Annotated in this window: 19 protein-coding genes and 1 pseudogene; 9 read left to right on the plus strand and 11 right to left on the minus strand. The window is 52.0% G+C overall.

Annotation, left to right across the window (positions count from 1 at the left end; translation table 11 throughout):
• Nucleotides 1-36 precede the first annotated feature (36 nt).
• Together LPB67_RS12875 and LPB67_RS12880 are read left to right on the plus strand one after the other, a co-directional pair.
• Nucleotides 37-1,119 (plus strand): annotated as a pseudogene (locus tag LPB67_RS12875) (ribonucleoside-diphosphate reductase, adenosylcobalamin-dependent); the annotation flags it as partial.
• 179 nt (nucleotides 1,120-1,298) lie between these two features.
• Nucleotides 1,299-1,907, plus strand: coding sequence for a hypothetical protein (locus LPB67_RS12880; protein WP_262837660.1), 609 nt, complete (start codon nucleotides 1,299-1,301; stop codon nucleotides 1,905-1,907).
• Between the two features lie 322 nt (nucleotides 1,908-2,229).
• Here LPB67_RS12880 and LPB67_RS12885 read toward each other — a convergent pair whose 3' ends face one another.
• The 5 genes from LPB67_RS12885 to LPB67_RS12905 form a co-directional block, all read right to left on the minus strand.
• The gene (locus LPB67_RS12885) at nucleotides 2,230-3,141 is read right to left on the minus strand and encodes a peptidylprolyl isomerase (protein WP_262837661.1); all 912 of its coding nucleotides are present in this window, start codon (nucleotides 3,139-3,141) and stop codon (nucleotides 2,230-2,232) included.
• Between the two features lie 437 nt (nucleotides 3,142-3,578).
• The gene (locus tag LPB67_RS12890) at nucleotides 3,579-4,901 is read right to left on the minus strand and encodes a TolC family outer membrane protein (RefSeq protein ID WP_262837662.1); all 1,323 of its coding nucleotides are present in this window, start codon (nucleotides 4,899-4,901) and stop codon (nucleotides 3,579-3,581) included.
• A 67-nt stretch (nucleotides 4,902-4,968) separates the two neighbouring features.
• The gene (locus tag LPB67_RS12895) at nucleotides 4,969-5,292 is read right to left on the minus strand and encodes a rhodanese-like domain-containing protein (RefSeq protein WP_262837663.1); all 324 of its coding nucleotides are present in this window, start codon (nucleotides 5,290-5,292) and stop codon (nucleotides 4,969-4,971) included.
• 15 nt (nucleotides 5,293-5,307) lie between these two features.
• On the minus strand, nucleotides 5,308-5,958 hold the full coding sequence (locus tag LPB67_RS12900; RefSeq protein WP_262837664.1) for a protein-L-isoaspartate O-methyltransferase family protein: 651 nt from the start codon (nucleotides 5,956-5,958) through the stop codon (nucleotides 5,308-5,310).
• A 160-nt stretch (nucleotides 5,959-6,118) separates the two neighbouring features.
• Complete coding sequence (locus tag LPB67_RS12905) at nucleotides 6,119-6,748, minus strand: TetR/AcrR family transcriptional regulator (protein WP_262837665.1); 630 nt, start codon at nucleotides 6,746-6,748, stop codon at nucleotides 6,119-6,121.
• A 401-nt stretch (nucleotides 6,749-7,149) separates the two neighbouring features.
• Here LPB67_RS12905 and LPB67_RS12910 point away from each other — a divergent pair, with 401 nt between their 5' ends.
• Nucleotides 7,150-7,413: a YkgJ family cysteine cluster protein gene (locus tag LPB67_RS12910; protein ID WP_262837666.1), complete on the plus strand. Its 264-nt coding sequence runs from the start codon at nucleotides 7,150-7,152 to the stop codon at nucleotides 7,411-7,413.
• A 175-nt stretch (nucleotides 7,414-7,588) separates the two neighbouring features.
• Here LPB67_RS12910 and LPB67_RS12915 read toward each other — a convergent pair whose 3' ends face one another.
• Nucleotides 7,589-7,852 (minus strand): hypothetical protein, encoded by a 264-nt coding sequence (locus tag LPB67_RS12915; RefSeq protein ID WP_262837667.1) that lies wholly within the window; start codon nucleotides 7,850-7,852, stop codon nucleotides 7,589-7,591.
• A 187-nt stretch (nucleotides 7,853-8,039) separates the two neighbouring features.
• Here LPB67_RS12915 and LPB67_RS12920 point away from each other — a divergent pair, with 187 nt between their 5' ends.
• From LPB67_RS12920 to LPB67_RS12940, 5 genes are all read left to right on the plus strand, one after another.
• Nucleotides 8,040-8,753 carry a hypothetical protein gene (locus LPB67_RS12920; protein WP_262837668.1) on the plus strand — a complete coding sequence of 238 codons (714 nt, stop codon included), beginning with the start codon at nucleotides 8,040-8,042 and terminating at the stop codon, nucleotides 8,751-8,753.
• 270 nt (nucleotides 8,754-9,023) lie between these two features.
• Nucleotides 9,024-9,902, plus strand: coding sequence for an undecaprenyl-diphosphate phosphatase (locus LPB67_RS12925; RefSeq protein ID WP_262837669.1), 879 nt, complete (start codon nucleotides 9,024-9,026; stop codon nucleotides 9,900-9,902).
• Nucleotides 9,903-9,905: 3 nt separating this feature from the next.
• Entirely contained in the window at nucleotides 9,906-11,735 is a 1,830-nt protein-coding gene (recQ, locus tag LPB67_RS12930) for a DNA helicase RecQ (protein WP_262837670.1), read from the plus strand.
• Nucleotides 11,736-11,745: 10 nt separating this feature from the next.
• Nucleotides 11,746-12,435, plus strand: coding sequence for a helix-turn-helix transcriptional regulator (locus LPB67_RS12935; protein ID WP_262837671.1), 690 nt, complete (start codon nucleotides 11,746-11,748; stop codon nucleotides 12,433-12,435).
• A gap of 82 nt (nucleotides 12,436-12,517) precedes the next feature.
• Nucleotides 12,518-12,973, plus strand: coding sequence for a hypothetical protein (locus LPB67_RS12940; protein WP_262837672.1), 456 nt, complete (start codon nucleotides 12,518-12,520; stop codon nucleotides 12,971-12,973).
• A 94-nt stretch (nucleotides 12,974-13,067) separates the two neighbouring features.
• Here LPB67_RS12940 and LPB67_RS12945 read toward each other — a convergent pair whose 3' ends face one another.
• Complete coding sequence (locus LPB67_RS12945; protein WP_262837673.1) at nucleotides 13,068-13,439, minus strand: VOC family protein; 372 nt, start codon at nucleotides 13,437-13,439, stop codon at nucleotides 13,068-13,070.
• Between the two features lie 209 nt (nucleotides 13,440-13,648).
• A complete protein-coding gene (locus LPB67_RS12950; RefSeq protein ID WP_262837674.1) occupies nucleotides 13,649-15,784 on the minus strand; it encodes an NHL repeat-containing protein in 2,136 nt (711 codons plus the stop codon).
• Between the two features lie 184 nt (nucleotides 15,785-15,968).
• Here LPB67_RS12950 and LPB67_RS12955 point away from each other — a divergent pair, with 184 nt between their 5' ends.
• Entirely contained in the window at nucleotides 15,969-16,343 is a 375-nt protein-coding gene (locus tag LPB67_RS12955) for a VOC family protein (RefSeq protein ID WP_262837675.1), read from the plus strand.
• A gap of 116 nt (nucleotides 16,344-16,459) precedes the next feature.
• Here the strand turns inward: LPB67_RS12955 and trmB are convergent, their stop codons facing one another.
• The 3 genes from trmB to LPB67_RS12970 form a co-directional block, all read right to left on the minus strand.
• The gene (gene trmB / locus LPB67_RS12960) at nucleotides 16,460-17,179 is read right to left on the minus strand and encodes a tRNA (guanosine(46)-N7)-methyltransferase TrmB (protein ID WP_262837676.1); all 720 of its coding nucleotides are present in this window, start codon (nucleotides 17,177-17,179) and stop codon (nucleotides 16,460-16,462) included.
• A 261-nt stretch (nucleotides 17,180-17,440) separates the two neighbouring features.
• Nucleotides 17,441-18,511 (minus strand): porin, encoded by a 1,071-nt coding sequence (locus tag LPB67_RS12965; protein ID WP_262837677.1) that lies wholly within the window; start codon nucleotides 18,509-18,511, stop codon nucleotides 17,441-17,443.
• Nucleotides 18,512-18,941: 430 nt separating this feature from the next.
• The gene (locus LPB67_RS12970) at nucleotides 18,942-20,222 is read right to left on the minus strand and encodes a multidrug effflux MFS transporter (protein WP_262837678.1); all 1,281 of its coding nucleotides are present in this window, start codon (nucleotides 20,220-20,222) and stop codon (nucleotides 18,942-18,944) included.
• Between the last annotated feature and the right edge of the window lie 124 nt (nucleotides 20,223-20,346).

A 20,346-nucleotide genomic window follows, 5' to 3' on the forward strand; every position in this document is an offset into this window, starting at 1 on the left:
GTTCGACGGTCAACCGTTTTTAGATAATAATAAAATGCGGACAATGCATCGAATGGGATTGAGCCAGCGTTTTCATGGGTCTATAACCGGAAAAAGCGCATGCACGACGGCGCCAGCAAAATCTATGAAGTCGCCGATCACGCCTGGCGTCTGTATCGCCACATGGGCAACGATGTCAGCGACGACAGCAAGCTGCCGCCGCAGTTTGTGACCGCGCTGAATATGTCGGCGACCGACCACATGAAGATGTTGCAAGTGGTGCAGCCTTACATTGATTCCTCGATTTCAAAAACAGTGAATGTCCCTGCGGATTATCCGTATCAAGACTTCCAGAACCTGTATATGGATGCCTGGCATGCCGGCCTCAAAGGCTTGGCCACCTACCGTCCAAACAACATTCTGGGCAGCGTATTATCGGTCGCAACGGAAACCGCCCCTGCGGTCAACACGACGCCAGACGACGATCTGCTGCGCAAGCAATTCGATGGCCGCCCTTTCGGCGACCTCGAATCGGTGACCTCCAAAGTCCAGTACATGACCTATGAAGGGAAGAAAACCGTCTACCTGACTGTCAGCTTCATCCACCTGCAAGGCATGGTCGGCGGCGAGCGCGTGACGATAGAGCGTCCGTTTGAATTCTTCATGCCGGCCGGACAAAAGAACGACGGCCAGCAATGGATCTCCGCCAGCATGCGCCTGCTATCGATGGCAGCGCGCTCCGGCGGCTCGATTGCCAAAGCGCTGGCTGATATGCGGGAAGTGGTATGGGACAAAGGTACGGTCCGGTGCGGCGCCATCACCAAAGAAGACGGTACCCAGGCGCCGCTATTCCATGAATCCGAAGTCGCGGCGATCGGTTATTCATTGCAGCGCATCCTGATCAAGCGCGGCTTTCTCGATGCCGCCGGCAATCAAGTTCCGGTGACTGTATTGGCAGAACAATTCCGCAACAAGAGCCTGGCCTATGGCATGGACGATCTGGCGTATGAGGCAGAGTCGGCCCCGGTCAGCTATCTCGCAACAGGCAAGAAATGCCCCGATTGCGGCGCCTATGCCTTGCAGAAAATCGATGGCTGCAGCCGCTGCGTTTCTTGCGGTTATGTGGGGGCTTGCGGCTGAAGAGGCTCGCATGAGCTGCACACAATTTGAGCAGGATTAGATCGTCGAATACCCTCCGCTGTAAACCGGAGGGCATTTTTCTGGTTCGCTACCAAGTTTATTGGGATCCTGATCAACAATCGCCTGGATGTAGCGCGATTCGCGCATCCAGTTCGGATACATCGCGGTAAAATTGTCCGATGAAAATTACCGTACTCTTCCCTACTCTTACCGAAGCCAGCCTGTTTCAACGTGATGGCGTTAACACGATCATCTCTGGTGTTGGACTGACGGCCACCGCCATCGCCACCCTGAAAGCGATACAGGCTGAGCAGGCGGATGTCCTGATCCTCGCCGGGATCGCAGGCGTCTATCCGCATTCGCCGCTCAAACTGTTTGATGTGGTGCTCGTAGAGAGCGAGTTGGAAGGCGACCTGGGATTTTTCACGGTGAACGGATTTGTCCACATGGCACACCTGCCTATCGCCATGGAATTCGAACGACGTCATACCTTGCACTGTCCGTCGATCACGACCAAAACCGCGTTCAAACGCGCGCGCAGTGTGTCCTTGAACGCCGCACTTGCGCCATTTATCGATACGGGCAATATCGATATTGAAAACATGGAAGGCGCTGCTTTTTTCCATGTTTGCCTGCAAGAAAATCAACGCTTTCTGGAATTACGGGCCATCTCCAATGTGGCCAGAATCGGCGACGATGATTGGGATATGCAGGCATCCGTCGAAGCGCTGACTGACGGCCTGCACCGGCTCATCGATGAGCTACAGCAAGCTAATGAACCTCACTAATGGACTGACACAAAAACCAAAACCTCTCACTACAGCGACACGAAGACAGAAAGAAAAGGCAAGAGCAACTGGCTCGAAGAAGTGCGCGTATAAAAACGAAGCCGCAAGCCGGGTGCGCCGGTTGGCGCGAAATTGCCCGGAAAGCCGCATCCAGCCTGCGGGCGTGATGTACATGGCGGTAAGCAGCTTTCTGTTTTGCGTAAATCCCAGGGCCTGCCAACAATTAGATCGGAATAAAAAAGGAGCCGCAGCTCCTTTTTGACTTTGTCTATTGCCGCACATATCCTTACCTGCAGATATGTGCGACAAAACTCCAGCACGATTATTTTTTCGCTGGCTCAGCCGTCTTTGTTTCCGCTGAAACAGCGCTTGCGGATGCAGACGCAGGTGCTGGCGCTGGCGCGGCAGCTTTTACCATCTCGATTTTCGCTTTGGTATGAATGTCGTCTAACAATTTCTTCAAACTCTCTTGCTGCACCTGCTGCTTCAAGCCATCCTTGATCTGTGCCAGCGGCGGAATCACTTTGGCGCGGGAATCTTCCAGCAAAATGATGTGGTAACCAAATTGCGATTTCACGGGCTCTTGGGAGAATTTACCTTTCTCCAATTTGGCTACGGCCTCGCCGAATTCCGGCACCATGCGCTTAGGATCGAACCAGCCTAAATCGCCGCCATTGGCTTTAGAGCCTGCATCCAGAGATTTTTGCTTGGCAATGGCCTCAAATGCGCCAGCATCCTTTTGGAGTTTGGCGATAATGTCTTTTGCGTCCGCTTCTTTTTCTACCAGGATGTGGCGCGCTTTGTATTCATTGCCGGCCAGCTTGGTTTTGAGTTTGTCGTATTCGGTATTGAGTACTTCGTCAGTGATCACATTATTTTTCAGGTAGTCCTGAATGAATGCATTCGCCAGGATCGATTGCTTGGTCAATTCGGTCTGCTCAAGAACTTCCTGGGATTTATCCAAGCCCTTTTTAACGGCTTCCTGCGCAATCAATAATTGCATCGCCAGGTGATCGACGATTTCTTTGCGTGCCTCAGGCGTATCCGGCTGACCTTGCGCTGCACGTTGTTTCACCATCAAATCCACGCGGCTCTCGCTGATTGCCGTACCGTTGACGGTGGCTGCGGCCGGACCTGTCGCAGCCACTTCGGTTTTATTACACGCGGAGAGTGCCAGCATAGAAACAGCGCTTGCCAACAAAATACGGTGATGCATACGAGATTTGATCGTCATGTTTTCATTCCTTTTCAATGAGGTAGGCTTAGTTGTGCTGCAGGCGGCTAAATTCGGTAGCGATGCAGCAAGCCGCACATATTAGCAGGATTAAATCCCTTGCAATACTAATGCCGTACGCACCACCTCATTTTCCGGCAAATTGCAGCGCCAATTCAAATATCTATATTATTAGGGCTTACCCAATACAGAAAACTGCTTGCCACGATCTGCATTGAACCCGCAGGCTGGATGCGGCTTTCCGAGCCATTTCGTGTCAACAGGTGCACCCAGCTTGCGGGTTCGTTTTAATATCATCATTCCATGGAGCTGTTTACTCTTGCGCTTCCTCTGAGTCTCCGTGTCTCTGTGGTGAGAGGTTTTGATTTTTGCGTCAATCCTATATAAACAAAAACCTGCTTTCGCAGGTTTTTTTTTGCAGGCTGACTCTTGCCAAATCAATGTTGCAACAAATCATTAATTTCTGCCAGGTCAGCTTCTTTCAAGGTTCCTGCGGCCGACTTTAAGCGCAAACCATTCATGATGGTGTCGTAACGTGCTTTGGCCAGATTCTGGCGCGTGGTGTACAGCTGCTGCTGGGCATTCAGCACGTCGATATTGATACGTACGCCTACCTGGTAGCCGAGCTTATTCGAATCCAGGGCGGATTGGGACGAAATCTCGGCCGCCTCTAAAGCCTTGACCTGTGCCAGGCCGCTATTCACGCCGAAATAAGCCTGGCGCGCTCCTTGCGCTGCGGTACGGCGCACATAATCGAGATCGCTCCTGGCTTTATCTTCCAAAGCGATTGACTCACGCACGCGGCTATCCACGGCGAAACCGGAAAATAAGGGAATACTCCATTGCACGCCGATGGTCGTCGGTTTGCTAACGCCGGTACCGGACAAGGAATTGCCGCCCGATGCAGTGCGCCCGGTACTGGCGACCAGATCCACCGTTGGCATATGACCGGCGCGATTTTTTGAGATATCGCGCTGGGCGATTTCTAAAGCGACCTGCGATGCAACGACGCCGTAGTTCTGTTTCTCTGCGGAACCGACCCATTCATCGATACGCTCTGGCTGAGGCGAGCTGAGTTTGATTCCCCGTTTTAAACTCGCCAGATCACCGGCCTCTTTGCCGATGATCTGTTGAAGTGCCGCACGTTTGATTTGCAGATCGCTTTGGCCGGCAAATTCTTGCGCAACGATCAGGTCGTAACGGGCTTGCGCTTCGTGCGTGTCGGTAATGGTGGAAGTACCGACTTCAAAATTACGCTTCGCCGATGCCAGCTGTTCGGACGTGGCTGACTTCTGCGCCTGCAAAGTGGCGAGTGTATCTTGCGCTGCCAGCACATCAAAATACGCCTGCCCTACCCTGACGATCAGGTCTTGCTGCGCTTGGGCAAACTGCGCATCGCTGGCGATCACGGATAATTTACCCTGCTCATACTGTTGCCAGTTGGCCCAGCGGAATAATGGCTGCGACAAAGCCAGCGTGTAGGTATTGGTGTAGCTGGTGCCCTTGCTGTCACGGCCGATATAGTCCGATTCAAAACTACTGTTGGTCCGCACATCGCTACCGCTCAACGCCACGCTAGGTAAAATGCCGGCACGGCCTTGTATCGATTTTTCTTTGCCTGCGACTTGCGAGGCGCGAGCGCTACTGTATTGCGCATCATTGACTAAAGCATCTTTGTAAATTTGCAGCAGGTCGCTGGCGCTGGCATCTAGCGACAGAAAAGCACTGGCAACCAGTGTGGCAATGATGGAATTACGCATGTAACACTCCGGGAGAGTAGTAGTTAGTTAAATGGTTGTTTGAGGTGTTGCACGTCAAACGTCTCAATCAATAGGTCGGCATTGCAGTATCGACCGACTGTGCCCAAGCATGCACACCGCCAGTCAGGTTGATCACTTGGGTAAATCCTTGACGCTCTAAGAAATTGGCGACTTGCATGCTGCGCGCACCGTGATGACAAATACAGACGATGCTTGCATCAGGATCCAGCTCTTGCTGTCGCGCCGGTATGCTCTGCATCGGCATCAGCACAACACCTGGAATATGACAGGTTTCATGCTCCCAAGGTTCCCTGACATCGAGCAAAACCGGAGGATTTTTTGCCGTATCCGCCAACCAGTTTGCCAACTCGGGTGCAGTTATATGTTGCATGAAAATTTCCGCTATTTAGAAAGTGAAACGCGATACGTGCCCGGATTGCGGCAAGGCTGGAACGACCGTTTCAAACAAAGTCGTCGCTTTAAAACTGGAACCGGATTCACGGCGAATCAATTGCGCCTCCATGACCGGTGCCTGTCCGGTCACGACGAACAGACGACCGCCGACATTCAGCATGTCCTGCAATCCTTGCGGCACGATTTCGAGAGAGCCGCTGACAACGATGACGTCGTAAGCCGCACCCTGCTGCGCAGTCAGGCCATTGGCTTGAATAATGCTCACATTTGAGACGTCGTTATCACGTAAATTTTTGCTTGCTGTCGCGATCAGTTCGGGATTGGTTTCAGTCACCGTCACATGCTTGGCCTGATGCGCCAGCAGCGCTGCGAGATAACCGGTGCCGGCCCCGATCAGCCAGACGGATTCCGATTTTTTTGCTGCCACCTCTTGCACGATCCGCGCTTCCAGTTTGGGACTCAATGCAAAAGCGCCGCCGGCTAGCGGTAACTCGGTATCAAAGAAGGCCAGGCTTTTTTGGCTTTCCGGGAAAAAATTTTCGCGCTTGCAAACGATCAGCAAATTCAATACATCCTGGTCCAGGACATTCCATGGACGGATTTGCTGCTCTATCATGTTGAAACGGGATTTTTCGATATTCATGGTATTTGCTCTGTCGCTATATAGGTGGAGAACCCGCATTTTATCAAAGCGCGCACCCCGATTAGAAGATTCCTTGTTTCCCGCCGCAAGAAGTCCGTTGCACTGATGCTCAGCGGCACTGACTTGTCCTTGAACGCAATCACTGACGGACTGTTTTGCTTTATCTGACCAGCAAACCGTGCAAAGCCATATCGATGTAATGCTCCAGATAATTCTCCAGATCCTTGGTAGGAATCTGGCACACGCTATATGAATGCTTCCACATCATCATCATGATCATCGGCGCAATCAAAATTTTCGCCCCGATTTCCGGGTCTATCGCGCGCATCTCGCCACTGGCGATACCACGACGCAGCATGCCGACGATCATCGCATCGCCCGGAGCAATCACTTCATCGTGATAAAACTGCGCCAGGTCCGGGAAATTGCTCGCCTCCGCCATCATCAGCTTGCTCAGGCCGGACAGCTTGGTCTTGCCCATGCGCTCCCACCAGGTCGTCATAAACAAGCGAAACAAATCGGCAGTGCTGCCCGAAAAAGCCTGTATCAATTCGCCGGCCTCATCGATCAACGGCAAAACATTTTCGCGGACGACCGCTTTAAACAATTCTTCTTTGCTGCTGTAATACAAATACAAGGTCCCCTTAGATACTCCGGCGGCTCGTGCAACGTCATCCAGGCGCGTAGCCGCGAAGCCTCGGTCGACAAACAAGTCAAGGGCGGCGGAGAGTAATTCTTGAGGGCGAGCATCCTTACGGCGCTCCCAACGTGGCTTAAATGGGCAAGACATCATGGCGGGGAAAATTAACTTACTTTTGAGTCAGTAATATAATCATCTATCCCGATAGCGTCAAGCAAAGAGCACGTCGATCCGCGAGAAGGAGTCTGACGGTTGCTTGCTCTAAGCACAATAGAAATGCGACGAATGCGCAAATCAGCAGCCTGAACTGCGGCAAAACGGTTTTAATCCGCATTGCTGGAACCGGAGCAGCCTACAACTGCCATGACGCCCGTGCTGACCCGCTCGGGCCATGCAAACCAACTGCAGCAGCGAACGACCTGCGGTAACAACTTACCGGGCAAAAACATGATCCGGTAGAATATCTCCCTATCCAGCCAAAAACGATCACCCTTGTTTCGACGCTACGCACTCCCGCCACAATAACTGCGTCATCTTGAATAAAGACCCACATGAACTGTCGCGACAACTGCGGCGCATGCTGCATCGCGCCCTCGATCTCCAGCCCGATTCCGGGTATGCCCAACGGCAAACCGGCTGGCGTGCGCTGCATCCAGCTCGCCGAAGATCACCGCTGCATGATCTTCGGCCAAGCCGAACGCCCCGCATGCTGCGGCGGCTTACAGCCTTCGTTAGAGATGTGCGGTGAGACCCGGGAGCAGGCGATGCTCTGGATTGACGAGCTGGAACGGGTTACCGCTGTGGGGTCAATTTGAGTTAGTTGATTTTTGACGTCCAATCAACCCAATTTTGATTGCCTGCGTACATTGAAAAGCTAAAAAAAATGGAAATGTTGGCCTTAATACTGCTCCCAATCAAATTCTTGGCTTTCAATCCGGTTGCAACCGGGGCAATCGCATTATTGTTTTCGGTGCCGTGCGTGCTAACTTATCACTCGCCGCCGGCCAAATGGCTGCTCGGCATCTGTGCCGCATTTTGGTGGCTGTTCACATATATCGAAGCGACCACGGCCATCCAAACAAATATCCGGGTAGATCTGGTTTTACTAGGGCCGGTATATTTACTCACTGCCATTGTGGGAGTCATCGCACTTTTCAAAAGAAAATAGAAGAAAACCGGTGCCGCGTAATCTGCCAGTGTTGAAAAAGTGTTGCGCGATCTGCCGGGTGTCCAGTTATTAATGGGATTGCTCATCAATAGAGTAATTATGTTTTTATTGCGACTCCAAATAATTTCAAATAAAAGCAAGGTAGAAGGTCTTGCACGCCGCATTGCATTATCGTATTGTCACGAACTCGCTTTGCTTACAGTATCAGACTAGGATTTATCTTAGCCATCCAGTCTCACTCTGCTTATTTCACTAATTTTAATATCCTCACATATGAGAAAACTACTAATCCCTTTGCTCTCAATCATCTTGTCAGCATGCGCTGCCATCAAACCACCTCTGTCTTCTGATAATCAAACATCGTCTTCCTACAAGCGCCCAGATGCGGGGGCGTTTATCGTATTACTACCACCAGAGGTAGATGTCTATGAGTTGAAGGCAGGGATCGATATATTGAAAAGAGAATTGCACCAGCAACTAAGCGCCGCTGGATATAAAATCGCAATCATTGATCAAAACAGCTATGACACCATTTGGTCACAAGAAGTATCTATCGTGGGTGGCATTTATGATCCTGTAAATGGAAATTTAAAACGTACAGAGTACTTAAAAGCACTTTCTTTTCTCGTTCAACGCATCAGCGGAGAAACCAAAGCCACCCTAGTTTTACGGCCTAACTTAGTCTTGCGGACCGCTAAATTGGCAGGTAGTGCGGCCACTTGGGATGGACAGCAAAGACGTGTTCCGGTGCTTGGCTCAGCGAATGAAACATGGCGTTACGATGGCACAACCCAAGGATTATCAGTCGAACTCACCGCATTCAGTACAGATGGCGCACTTGTCGTACATAGCTTTGGAGGTGCATCCCTGCCGTTTAGAAGTAATCTCCTGACAAGCAAAAATGAGGTGCGGCCCGATTTATTTGCCGCAGAAAATGAATTGAAAGAAGCCGTCGAATTGTCCCTCAAACCCGTGTTGGGTCAATAGAGTTTACTCGCGTGCAAATTAAGCAATCGCAGCGCGTGTACTCAACAATAGTCTGACACAAATACATACTCCTATCTAGTATTTTTTAATACCGCAATAGCAGTATGCAGATTAGCCTGTTTTTATGGCCAATACCTGGGAGTATCTGATTACCATCTTCATTGCTGAAATATTGAGCAGCGCACTGCAGGTGCGCATGTTAAGCTTCGTGCCGACTAAATCCCGCGCTCATTTTTGAGTTTTTTTAACCTTTCTACTCTTTCGCCGACCATGGATATTCTCTTCGCCGTAAAAATCATCATCATGGGTATCGTTGAGGGCTTGACAGAATTCTTGCCTATCTCGTCGACGGGTCATCTGATCCTGACCGGTAGCTTGCTGAACTTTACGACCGAGACCGCGAAAGTATTTGATATCGTGATTCAGGCCGGCGCGATTTTTGCCGTGTGCTGGGAATATCGTCAAAAAATTGCCAGCGTGTTGCTCGGCCTGGCGAGCGATGCGAAGGCGCGTAAATTTGCACTCAACCTGGTGGTTGCCTTCTTGCCGGCAGCGATACTCGGCGTCTTGTTCATCAAGAAAATCAAGGCCCACCTGTTTGCACCGGTGCCGGTGGCGAGCGCGTTTATTGTCGGCGGCTTGATTATCTTGTGGGTCGAGCGCAAGCGGGCCGACGCGAATGGCGGCAATGCGGCGGCTGACGGCGCTACCGATAGCCATGACGACCAGCATGCGCGCATCCACTCCATCGATGACATGACGATCGTCGATGCATTAAAAATTGGTTTCGCCCAATCATTCGGCCTGATCCCGGGCATGAGCCGCTCCGGTTCGACGATTATCGGCGGCATGTTGTTTGGTTTATCGCGCAAGGCGGCGACCGAGTTCTCGTTCTTCCTGGCGATCCCGACTTTGCTCGGCGCAACCGTGTTCTCGCTGTTTAAAGCGCGCAATGATTTGTCGGGCGCCGACCTGCCGATGTTTAGTCTGGGTACAATTGCGGCGTTTATCTCGGCGTTCTTTTGTGTGCGCTGGTTATTGCGTTATATCAGCTCGCATAATTTCAATGTGTTCGCCTGGTACCGCATTGCTTTCGGCATCATGATTTTAATTACGGCTTATACCGGCACGATTGCATGGGTTGACTAAGTAGTGACAGAAGCAAGCAATAACGCCAATCCCGCCCTGCACTTGTTGCAGACTGTATTTGGCTACCCGTCTTTTCGCGGGCAACAAGAACAGATCGTCGATCATGTAGTGCGCGGTGGCGATGCGCTGGTGCTGATGCCGACCGGCGGCGGTAAATCCCTGTGCTATCAAATCCCGGCACTGATACGGCATGGCGTCGGCATTGTGATCTCGCCCTTGATCGCATTGATGCAGGATCAGGTCGATGCGCTCGAAGAAGTCGGCGTGCGTGCGGCGTTCTTGAATTCGACTCAAAGTTTTGAGGAAGCCTTGCGCATCGAGAAGATGATGCGGGATGGCGAGCTCGACATGGTGTACATTGCGCCGGAACGCCTGATGACGCAACGCTGTCTGGAACTGCTGTCGGTCACGCCGCTGGCGCTGTTCGCGATCGATGAGGCGCATTGCGTCTCGCAATGGGGCCATGATTTCCGCCCCGAATACATCAAGCTGTCGATACTGCACGAGCGTTTTCCCGAGGTGCCGCGGATTGCGCTGACAGCGACGGCGGATCAGCAAACCCGCGATGAAATCATTCATCGGCTGCAACTGGAAAACGCGCTGCAATTCGTCTCATCGTTTGATCGCCCGAACATCCGCTATCAGATTGTAGAAAAGGCGAACGGCCGCAAGCAATTGCTCGACTTCATCAACGCGCAACACAGCGGCGATGCCGGAATTGTGTATTGCCTGTCGCGCAAAAAGGTCGAAGAGACTGCGGAATTTCTCAATGAAAACGGCATCACTGCCCTGCCGTATCACGCCGGCATGGCGCTGCCGGACCGGACTAAAAATCAAGCGCGCTTTTTGCGTGAAGATGGCATCGTGATGACGGCCACAATCGCCTTCGGCATGGGCATCGACAAACCCGACGTGCGCTTTGTCGCCCATCTCGACCTGCCCAAAAGCATAGAAGGTTATTACCAGGAAACCGGTCGCGCAGGTCGCGACGGCAGCAGCGCGAATGCCTGGATGGCGTATGGCTTGCAGGACGTGGTGCAACAGCGCCGCATGATCGATGAATCGGAAGCGAACGAGACCTTCAAGCGGGTGCAGGGCGTCAAACTCGATGCGATGCTGGGCTTGTGCGAAACGCTGAATTGCCGGCGCGTGCACATCCTCGATTATTTCGGTCAGCCATCGCAGCCTTGCGGCAACTGCGACACCTGCCTGGCACCGCCGACCTCGTTCGACGGCAGCCTCGCTGCGCAAAAAATTCTGTCGACCATCTATCGTGCCGATCAACGTTTTGCTGCCGGTCATATCATCGACGTGCTGCGTGGGGTAGATACCGATCGCGTCAAGCAATGGCGGCACGACCAGCTCTCGACTTACGGTATCGGTTCGGATAAAAGCGAGGCCGAATGGCGTGCGCTATTGCGTCAACTGATTGCGCTCGGCCTGGTGGCGGTCGATTACGACAACTTCAGTTCGCTCAAACTCACCAAAGAATCGCGGGCCGTCCTGAAGGGCGAGACCAAGGTCCAGCTGCGTCAGTACAAAAAGGCAGAAAAAGCCGTCAAGCATAAACGCCAATCCGCCCGGGATTATGCCGAGGCGAACCTGTCCAGCATTGAACAGACCATCTTTGAAAAGCTGCGCTGGTGGCGGGTCGAGACGGCCAAGAAACACAATACGGCGGCCTTCATTATTTTTCATGATGCGACCTTGCGCGAAATCGCCAAAGCGCATCCGCGATCGATGGCGGATTTGCGCGGCGTCACCGGGGTCGGCGAGAAAAAGCTGGAACGCTATGGCGCCGAGATCGTCGCCCTGATCGCCGAAGTCGGGTAGGCAGGCTGCCATGTCGCGCTCGCAACGTCTGCTCCAACTCCTGCAAGTCTTGCGTCGCCATCGTTACCCGGTCAAAGGCGCCGACCTGGCAAATGAACTCGGAATCAGCCTGCGCTCACTGTACCGCGATATCGCCACCCTGCAAGAACAGGGTGCCAAGATCAATGGCGAAGCCGGTCTCGGCTATGTATTGCAACCGGGATTCAGCCTGCCGCCCTTGATGTTTTCTGAAGAAGAAATCGAAGCGATCGTATTAGGCTCGCGCTGGGTTGCCGAACGCGGCGATACCCATCTGGCAGCGGCGGCACGCGATGCCCTGGCAAAGATCGCCGCCGTGCTGCCCGCCGACTTGCGCCACGATCTCGACAGCAATGCCTTGCTGATCGGCCCCGGCGAGACGCTGAATAAAAATGATGAACAACTGAGCCAGATCAGGCGCGCGATCCGGACTGAACATAAATTGGATATCGCCTATCTCGATCAGCATGGCAAGCGCAGTCAACGCATAATCTGGCCATGTGCCCTGACTTTTTTCGATCGGGTTCGCGTGATTGTGGCATGGTGTGAATTGCGCCAGGAGTTCCGGCATTTTCGTACCGACAGGATTGCCGGACTCTGCATCATGGAGCAGAGATTACCGCGCCGCCGTCAGGCTCTGCTCAAAGAGTGGAGAATCCTGGAAGGGGTGCAGGCGCAATAGAAAAAGAGTCGCGCCATTACATAAGCAAGGATTAAAATTATTTGATAATATAGCAACACATTCAACGACATTCTCACTCCTCATGCAAATCAAAACTTTCATTTGCGCCTTCGCTGTCGCGCTGTCTTTATCTGCTTGCGTAAGTACATCACCCTTGCCGAAGTTCAATGCGAAAGCAATTTCTCCGGTCGAAGCAATTCAACTGGCTGCCGCCGCACCGAATGGAGTAGCGGGTACTTTCGCCTTGCGAGTGAAAGCCACTGGTATGCAGGATAATCGGGTTTATTTGAATTCCGAAAGCGACTACCGTGATCAGCGCAATCTGTCGATAGAGATAACACCCGAAGCCGCCGCCAAAATGACGAAACTGCTCGGGGCGGATCCCTTGGTCGAACTAAAAGGTAAACAACTGCGTGTGGTGGGTACTGCACGTCGGGTCACGGTGTATTTTTTCATCGATGGAAAGCGAACCGACAAGTATTATTATCAAACGCATGTTCTGGTCAGCGATCCGACCCAAATCATGGTCGAAAACTAGCGATATGAGAAGGCGCGATCATCATGACCGCGTCTTCTAAGATCTCGGTATCTGAAAGTCTGGTTGGATTTTTTCAGCTCAATCGTTCAGATGATTATTCCAGCGAGTGCAGGCCGACCATATTGCCTTCCGTATCGAAGATCAATGAAATAAATCCGTATTCACCGATCGACATTTTTTCTCGCTGTATGCGTCCGCCGGCGGCGACTACCCGCCCTTCTTCCACCGCGCAATCGGCACAACTGAAATACACCAGCGTGCTGTTGCCGCCAGATGGATAGCCAGGCATCCGGACTAAGGATCCGCCGGCACCCCAGCCATCCATATTCGCCGGAAATGCCCACATGTCGATATCGGGACTGTTTAATTTTTCCAGAGTGATTTGAAACACGGTTTGATAAAAAGTCTTGGCACGCTCGATATCCTGGACATAGATTTCAAACCAGCCGACTGGATTTGTTTTCATGGCAATCTCCTGAAAATGCGATCTTTGAAGAAAGTAATTGTCTTGAGAGCAGTAAGCTGATTCCCTAAGCTCACTCCTTGTAAAACCTCATGACGATACGCCAAAATAAGACGCTTGACATCACTTCCTTTTCGGCAATTCTGGCGCTGGCCTGATGTGTTTCGCCGGGCCTCTTCGTGCTTAATTGTGCTGCTTAATCTGGTGCTTCCTCACTCTATTGTCACGGTCAAATCCGTTCCTTTGGTCGCAATATTACCGGCATAATCCGCGGCAAAAACCCTGATGACATACTCACCGGCCGGCAGATCGGCAATACGCCAGCGACCTGTTTTAGCCATGCCATCCCGCACAATATTGGTCACCATGTAGTTAAATCGGGTTTCGGCATTGCCATGCGCCGTGATGCCGCTGTTGGGTGCATAAGCAATCTTGACGGCGTCATTGTCGGCAGGCAATTGGCTGAAGTCGAGATTGATCAAAGGCTGCTCATAGCCGGGCAAAGCGCTGCCATCCTTGCCCAGGATCTGGTAACCGACCTGGTACAAACCCAAGCGGCGTCTGGCGGTGTTGCCATCGATCTTGTCATGCGCATCAACCGCAATGCCCAGCTCGCTGGCGGCCTTGGCAATATGCACGCGGCCATCGCGCGCTTTAGCGAATGGCTTGCCATTCGGATCAAGCACCTGGATTTCGTCGATCACGGGCACGACCCGATCAAGGAACCCATCGAATGAAAAAATAAACGGATTGCGGTAACGACCGAATTCCTGATACGCCAGATGGACGTGAAACATCCGATTGATCGTTCCCACCACATCCCCGCTGGTGAAACGGGTGCCGCGCTTGACGCGTATTCGTTCCAGTTTGCCATCTGGACTGATGATCTGCGTGAATTTTTCCGGATCGATGGAGACATCCCGAATGCTGCGGCCGACGCGCATATGGATGTAACTCATCTTGTTGATCGCCAGGCCTTCGCTCAATTCGCCAAAGCCCCAGTTCGGCATCGGGTCGCTGATTTTTTCATCCATGACCGCCAGCACACTCGCGCCCATGTCGCCTTGCACATCGAGGCCGTTATGCAAATGATCGCGGCTCTCGCCTTTGAAATTGCCGCGGACTTCACCGACTACGCCAACGACTTCATGCCTTGCATGCTGCGGTTTTAACGGCCAGGGTAATTTGTTTGCTGCTGGCGTACTTAACGATTTCTCTTGCCGCTGGTGCAGGGCGTTGAGGCTGCTGTCTGTACTTGCTGAGAAGTTGAGCAGTTTTTGTATTGCATACGCATTGGCATCAGCCACCAGCAGGTCGCCGTTTTTTTGGAAGGCCATCCCGACCGGACGCCCGAATCCGATATCGGATTCTTTACCAGCCAATGCCTGTATTTGCCGATCCGGCGTCCAGCTTAAGATGCGCCCGTTGCGCATTTCCGCGATAAATAACACGCCTTGTCTGCTCAGAGCCAAGGCGACCGGTCTTTTCAATAAAGCCTCTTTATCTTCCGCTAAAGAACGCACCACGGTACTGACCATACCGTCGCGATCGATGCGACGAACCGCATTATTGCGCGTGTCGGCAATCAGCAGTTCGCCTTGCGGATCGACCATGACGGCACAGGGTGTATCGAGCAATGCGTCCATACCAATACCATCGCTGTAACCGGGACGACTGCCTGCAATCGTCGTGACTTGCCCATCAGGACTGATGCGGCGAATTCTATCGTTATAGGTATCGGCCACATACACATTGCCGCTTTGATCCGCGGCAACGCCGATCGGACCATTGAACATTGCAGTCTTGGCCGGGCCATCTTGAAAGCCTGCGACACCTGTCCCGGCGACTGTGCTCACCAGACCTTGCGGTGTGATTTTGCGGATCGCATTATTGCCAGTATCGGCAACCAGCAGATTGCCTGCGGCATCGATGGCGAGACCTGAGGGTGTGTTAAACGAAGCCGCTGCACCAAGACCATCAGCATAGCCTTCGCGTTCCCCGGCCAGGCTAGTCACCTGGCCCTGCGGAGAAATTTTGCGAATCCGGTTGTTGTCGCCGGCATCGCTGACATACGTATTACCCGATGCATCAAGCACCACGCCATAAGGATCGGAGAAACGCGCCACGCCAGATTCCGCATCCTTCAAGCCCGCCAATCCGTCGCCTGCGAACACAATTTGCGCGACGGGAGAAGCCAGCAGATCTGCCGGCGCCGCAGCCGGCCTGCCGAATTGCTCTTTAAGCTTGCCGACACTGCCGGAGTCTTGAAAAAATACATAACCGCAAACTAAAGCGAGGCCAAGGATCGCGCCGGAGATAAGACGAAATTGGGATTTTTTTAGAGACACGTGTGGACTGATTCACTGATTTTGGAGCGCGTAGTGTAGCGCAAAAAATTTTGATATTTCCGCTAAATCACCCATCGCTGCTGACAGAAACTGACACCAGGGCCAGTGACAATGTCCTTGCAGCAGAATCGCAGAGACCCCTCAGGCTCTTCCATCAACAGTTATTTCTCACAAAGGACACATCATGCCGCATCCTAATTTCATTCTTCTGTATGTAGATAATCCCCTCGCCAGCGCACAGTTCTACCGCGACATACTCGGTCTGACAGCGATCGAAACATCACCGACATTTGCGATGTTTGCACTTGATTCAGGCATCATGCTTGGACTATGGTCAAAGCACACGGTAGTGCCGGCGCCGGCGCATCCCCAGATCGGAGGCACCAGCGAAATCGCGTTCGCCCTGGAAACAAATGCCCAGGTTGATCAGACATATCGTGACTGGAAAGAACGTCATTTGCCTGTTATTCAGGAACCGGCTACGGTGGATTTCGACTACACCTTCGTGGCGACCGATCCGGATGGGCATCGCTTGCGCGTGTTTGCCGCGAGCCATTAGCCGTTACCCAATAAAAATGCGCCTTAGCGGACTGTATTGGCCGCTAAGGCGCATCGAATATGCGGGTATTGCTGCGCTGTGCTTTACAGATTAAAACGCATTCGCGTTAAACAATGTTAACGCTTGCTGAAAACCAGATCCCAAACCCCGTGGCCGAGTTTCAGACCCCGGTTTTCAAATTTCGTGACCGGGCGATAGTCGGGGCGTGGCGCATAGCCATCGGCAGTATTTTGCAGGCCAGCTTCTGCACTCAGCACGTCGAGCATTTGGATCGCGTACTCTTCCCAATCGGTCGCGCAATGCAGGTAACCACCCGGAGCAATGCGCGAAGCGAGTAAGGCGACCAAAGGGCCCTGTATCAGGCGGCGCTTGTTGTGGCGCGCCTTGTGCCAGGGATCGGGGAAAAATACATGGACACCCGCCAGTGACTCCGGCGCAATCATATTGGTCAGCACTTCAAACGCATCGTGCTGAATAATGCGCTGATTTTTCAAGCCTAATTCACCGGTCAATTTCAACAAACTGCCGACACCCGGAGTATGCACTTCGACACCGATGAAATTCTTTTCCGGCACGCTGGCAGAAATTTTGGCACTGGTTTCCCCCATGCCAAAGCCGATTTCAAACACGGTAGGCGCATGACGACCGAAGGCCGCATCGATATCTAATATCGCTTTTTGGTAGGGCAGCATGAATTGCGGCCCCAGCGTCTCTATCGCTCTTGCCTGTGCATCCGACAAGCGACCCGCACGGGTGACAAAGCTGCGGATGCGATGCTCGGTTGGATCGTAAAAAAGGGCCTTAGGCGCGCCATCGGCAGATTTGGAATCGGACATACTTGAACTTAATAAGAGAGATGATGCGTGACTGGAAGCACCAGGATCATGCTCATAGAGATTTGATGGATTGATCGGTACGATTGATTAGTACCATACAAGGATAAGAGCGTATTTTACGCGGTTTTAAGCGTGCTTAGCAAACCGGGAGCCAGCCCTCAAGGATGCCCGCAACAAAAACAAACGGGGCAATCATTGCTGATTGCCCCGTTTTTACTGCGAATTCACTTCCGCTTAATTCAGACCTGAGTCTGAATTAAATTAGAACTGGTGACGTACACCAAATGTCAATTCTTTTACATCTGCGCCTTTAGAAGATGCGCCATTCTTTTGAGAATTTGCATCTTGTGTCAAGCCAGCGTATGCAGCGTACAAATCAGTGCGCTTAGACAAAGCGTATTGGTAACCCAATGCGAATTGCTTAGCATCGCCAACTGTATCTGGCGTTGTTGTATTGATACGTGTGGAATCTTTGATTTTTGTGTAAGTAGCGATGACTTTGCTGGAAGTATCGACTGGTACTGTTACGCCCAGTGTGAATACTTTTTGATCCAGGGCCAAAGCAGCTTCGTCTTGAACTTTTTGGTAGATCACGACTGGCTTAGCTACGCCGAAATCATAAGAAGCAGCGATTGTGTTTGCTTTCTTCGCATTGATTGGACCGCCAGCAACAGCTTGTGCGTTGTCTTTAGCGAAAGAGTAACCAACGTCCAGGCCGTTTGCCGTGTAACGCAGGTTCAGACCCAAAGCACGACCAGCGGATGTATTGCCAGCAACTTCACCGAAACCATATGCGCCAACAGCAGAGAAACCACTCAGGTTGCCTGGAGTTGCGTACATGATTGCATTAGTGATACGGCCATTGGATGCGCCAGCAGTGTTAGCACCGCCGCCAACGAAGTACAAAGTGTTGTTGGACAAACCGCTGCCGTTGTTGATGTAGCCAGATGCAAACGGATCAAAGTTGTCGAAGAATTTGAAAGTTGGAGTCTTGTCACGGCCCAGATCGACAGAACCGAAATCGCCAGACAGGCCAACCAAAGAGCGGCGACCAAACGCCTTGCTGCCTTGACCAGATGTGCCATCATCAACGTTCAGGCCCATTTCCAACACGAAGTTTGCTTTCAAACCGCCGCCCAGATCTTCAGTACCTTTGAAGCCCAAACGTGAACCACTTTCTTGACCACTTTGCAGTCTGGAAACTTTACCAGCGCCAGTGTCCAGGCTTTGGAAGCCAGCGTCAACGATACCGTAGACGGTTACAGAAGATTGCGCGAATGCTGCGCCGGAGAAAGCACCGATTAGAGCCAGTGCGAGTAATGATTTTTTCATAGGGTAATATCCAGAAAATTATAAGTTTGGTCTTTGCTGCAACACAACAAATTTAGCAAGCAAAAACAAATTTGCAGGTTTTTTACAGCCTTGAGCACCAGAAGCGACTCAATGACAGAAGCCACAATACCTGCGGAAAATGACAACTTGATGAAATTGGTAACAGTCCGTAAGCAAGATTGTACCTAGCGTTGCTTAAAAAATACACGAAGTGTTTTTCATAAGCTTATGGACAAAGCTTTGATACGCCAATTTCGATTTGGTTCGCATTATATGCAAATTTTCAAAATGCTGCAGAGCATCAATCATGTAAGGTGCCAAAACTTTATTTCAAGTCAAGAAAAGCAAATATTTTCGCTTGAATTGTAAGTAAGTGTTTCAGATGCAGTCATACCAGTTGAAGCTAACGAGGCATAAGCCAATTAATTTATTAGCCGACTGTCTCCCAGGCATTTTGCTGTTGATTCGACATGGCGCGCCAGTAATGGCGTCCGGTGTACCACAAACTCATGCCGATCACCGCAAACACGAATTGGCCTAGCGCCAGGGTCAATGCGGAATGATCCAGCGCAGGCGCCACGACACCGGCAACCACTGCGCCCAGCATGGTCACCGATGCCGATTGGCAAGAGGCGACAATGCCGCGAATAGTTGGAAACAGGTCCAGCACCAGCAACGTCGCACCGGGTGCTACCAGCGACATGCCGAAACAATAAAAAAATAGCGGCAATACCGACCAGGGCAACATCGGCGGCCAGACTGCGTGATACGCGACATTGAATAAGGCAGCGCCAATCAAGAAAGCAAAACCGATATTCACCTGCTTCCATACCGATAATTTGCCAGCCAGGCGATTCGCGGCCAGGGCGCCGAGGAAAATACCGCCGACCGATGGCACAAACTGCCAGCCGAACTGATCGGCCCCCAAATGCAGGTGCCGCGTGATGAATGCAGGGGCAGACGAGACATACAAAAACAATCCTGCGAAATTAAATGCAATCGTGCCCGCCTTCAAATGAAACAGTGGCGACTTAAATACCTTTTTATAGCTATCCCATAAAAATTCCGCGCTAAACGGCTGGCGCTTCTCTAGCGGTAAAGATTCTGGCAAACGCTTATAGCAAGCCCAAAACAACACCAGCGTGTACACGAACAACAGCAAAAATATGCTGCGCCAGCTCAGGTAGCTCACGATCCAGCCGCCCAGTATCGGCGCGATCGCTGGCGCGATCGAAAAAATCATGGTGACCAAGGACAGCAAGCGCTCCGCAGGTGCGCCGGCATACAGATCGCGGATGATCGCCCGGCCGACCACCACGCCGGCACCGGCGGATACCCCTTGCAAAATGCGAAAACCCCACAGGTAATGAATGCTATGCACCGACGCACATCCGAATGAGGCCACCGCGAAAATCGCCAGCGACACCAGAATCACATTACGACGGCCGAAGGCATCGGACAAGGCGCCATGCCACAGCGTCATTACGGCAAACGACAACATATACGCTGTCAAAGTCTGCTGCACTTCTATCGCGCTCGCCTGCAAACTCGCTTGTATTGCTGGAAAGGCCGGCAGATAGGTATCGATAGAAAACGGCCCCAGCATCGCCAGCGCTGCCAGCAGCGTGGCTAAGGCGCCTGTGCCGGCAACTTGCAAATGTGAGGGGAATGAGGGCGGCGTTGCGGGAGCAGCAGGTGGAGTGGTCGACATAATTTCACTTATTAAAACAGGAATATCACCACATCACATACGCGGCGATTTACAACATCTGGCAACAACGGCGTCGTAGTCAGGACGCCGTTTTTGCTTAAATCCAGTCAATTCACGTTCTGGC

This window comes from Undibacterium sp. Jales W-56 (assembly GCF_025548535.1).
GTDB lineage: Bacteria > Pseudomonadota > Gammaproteobacteria > Burkholderiales > Burkholderiaceae_D > Undibacterium.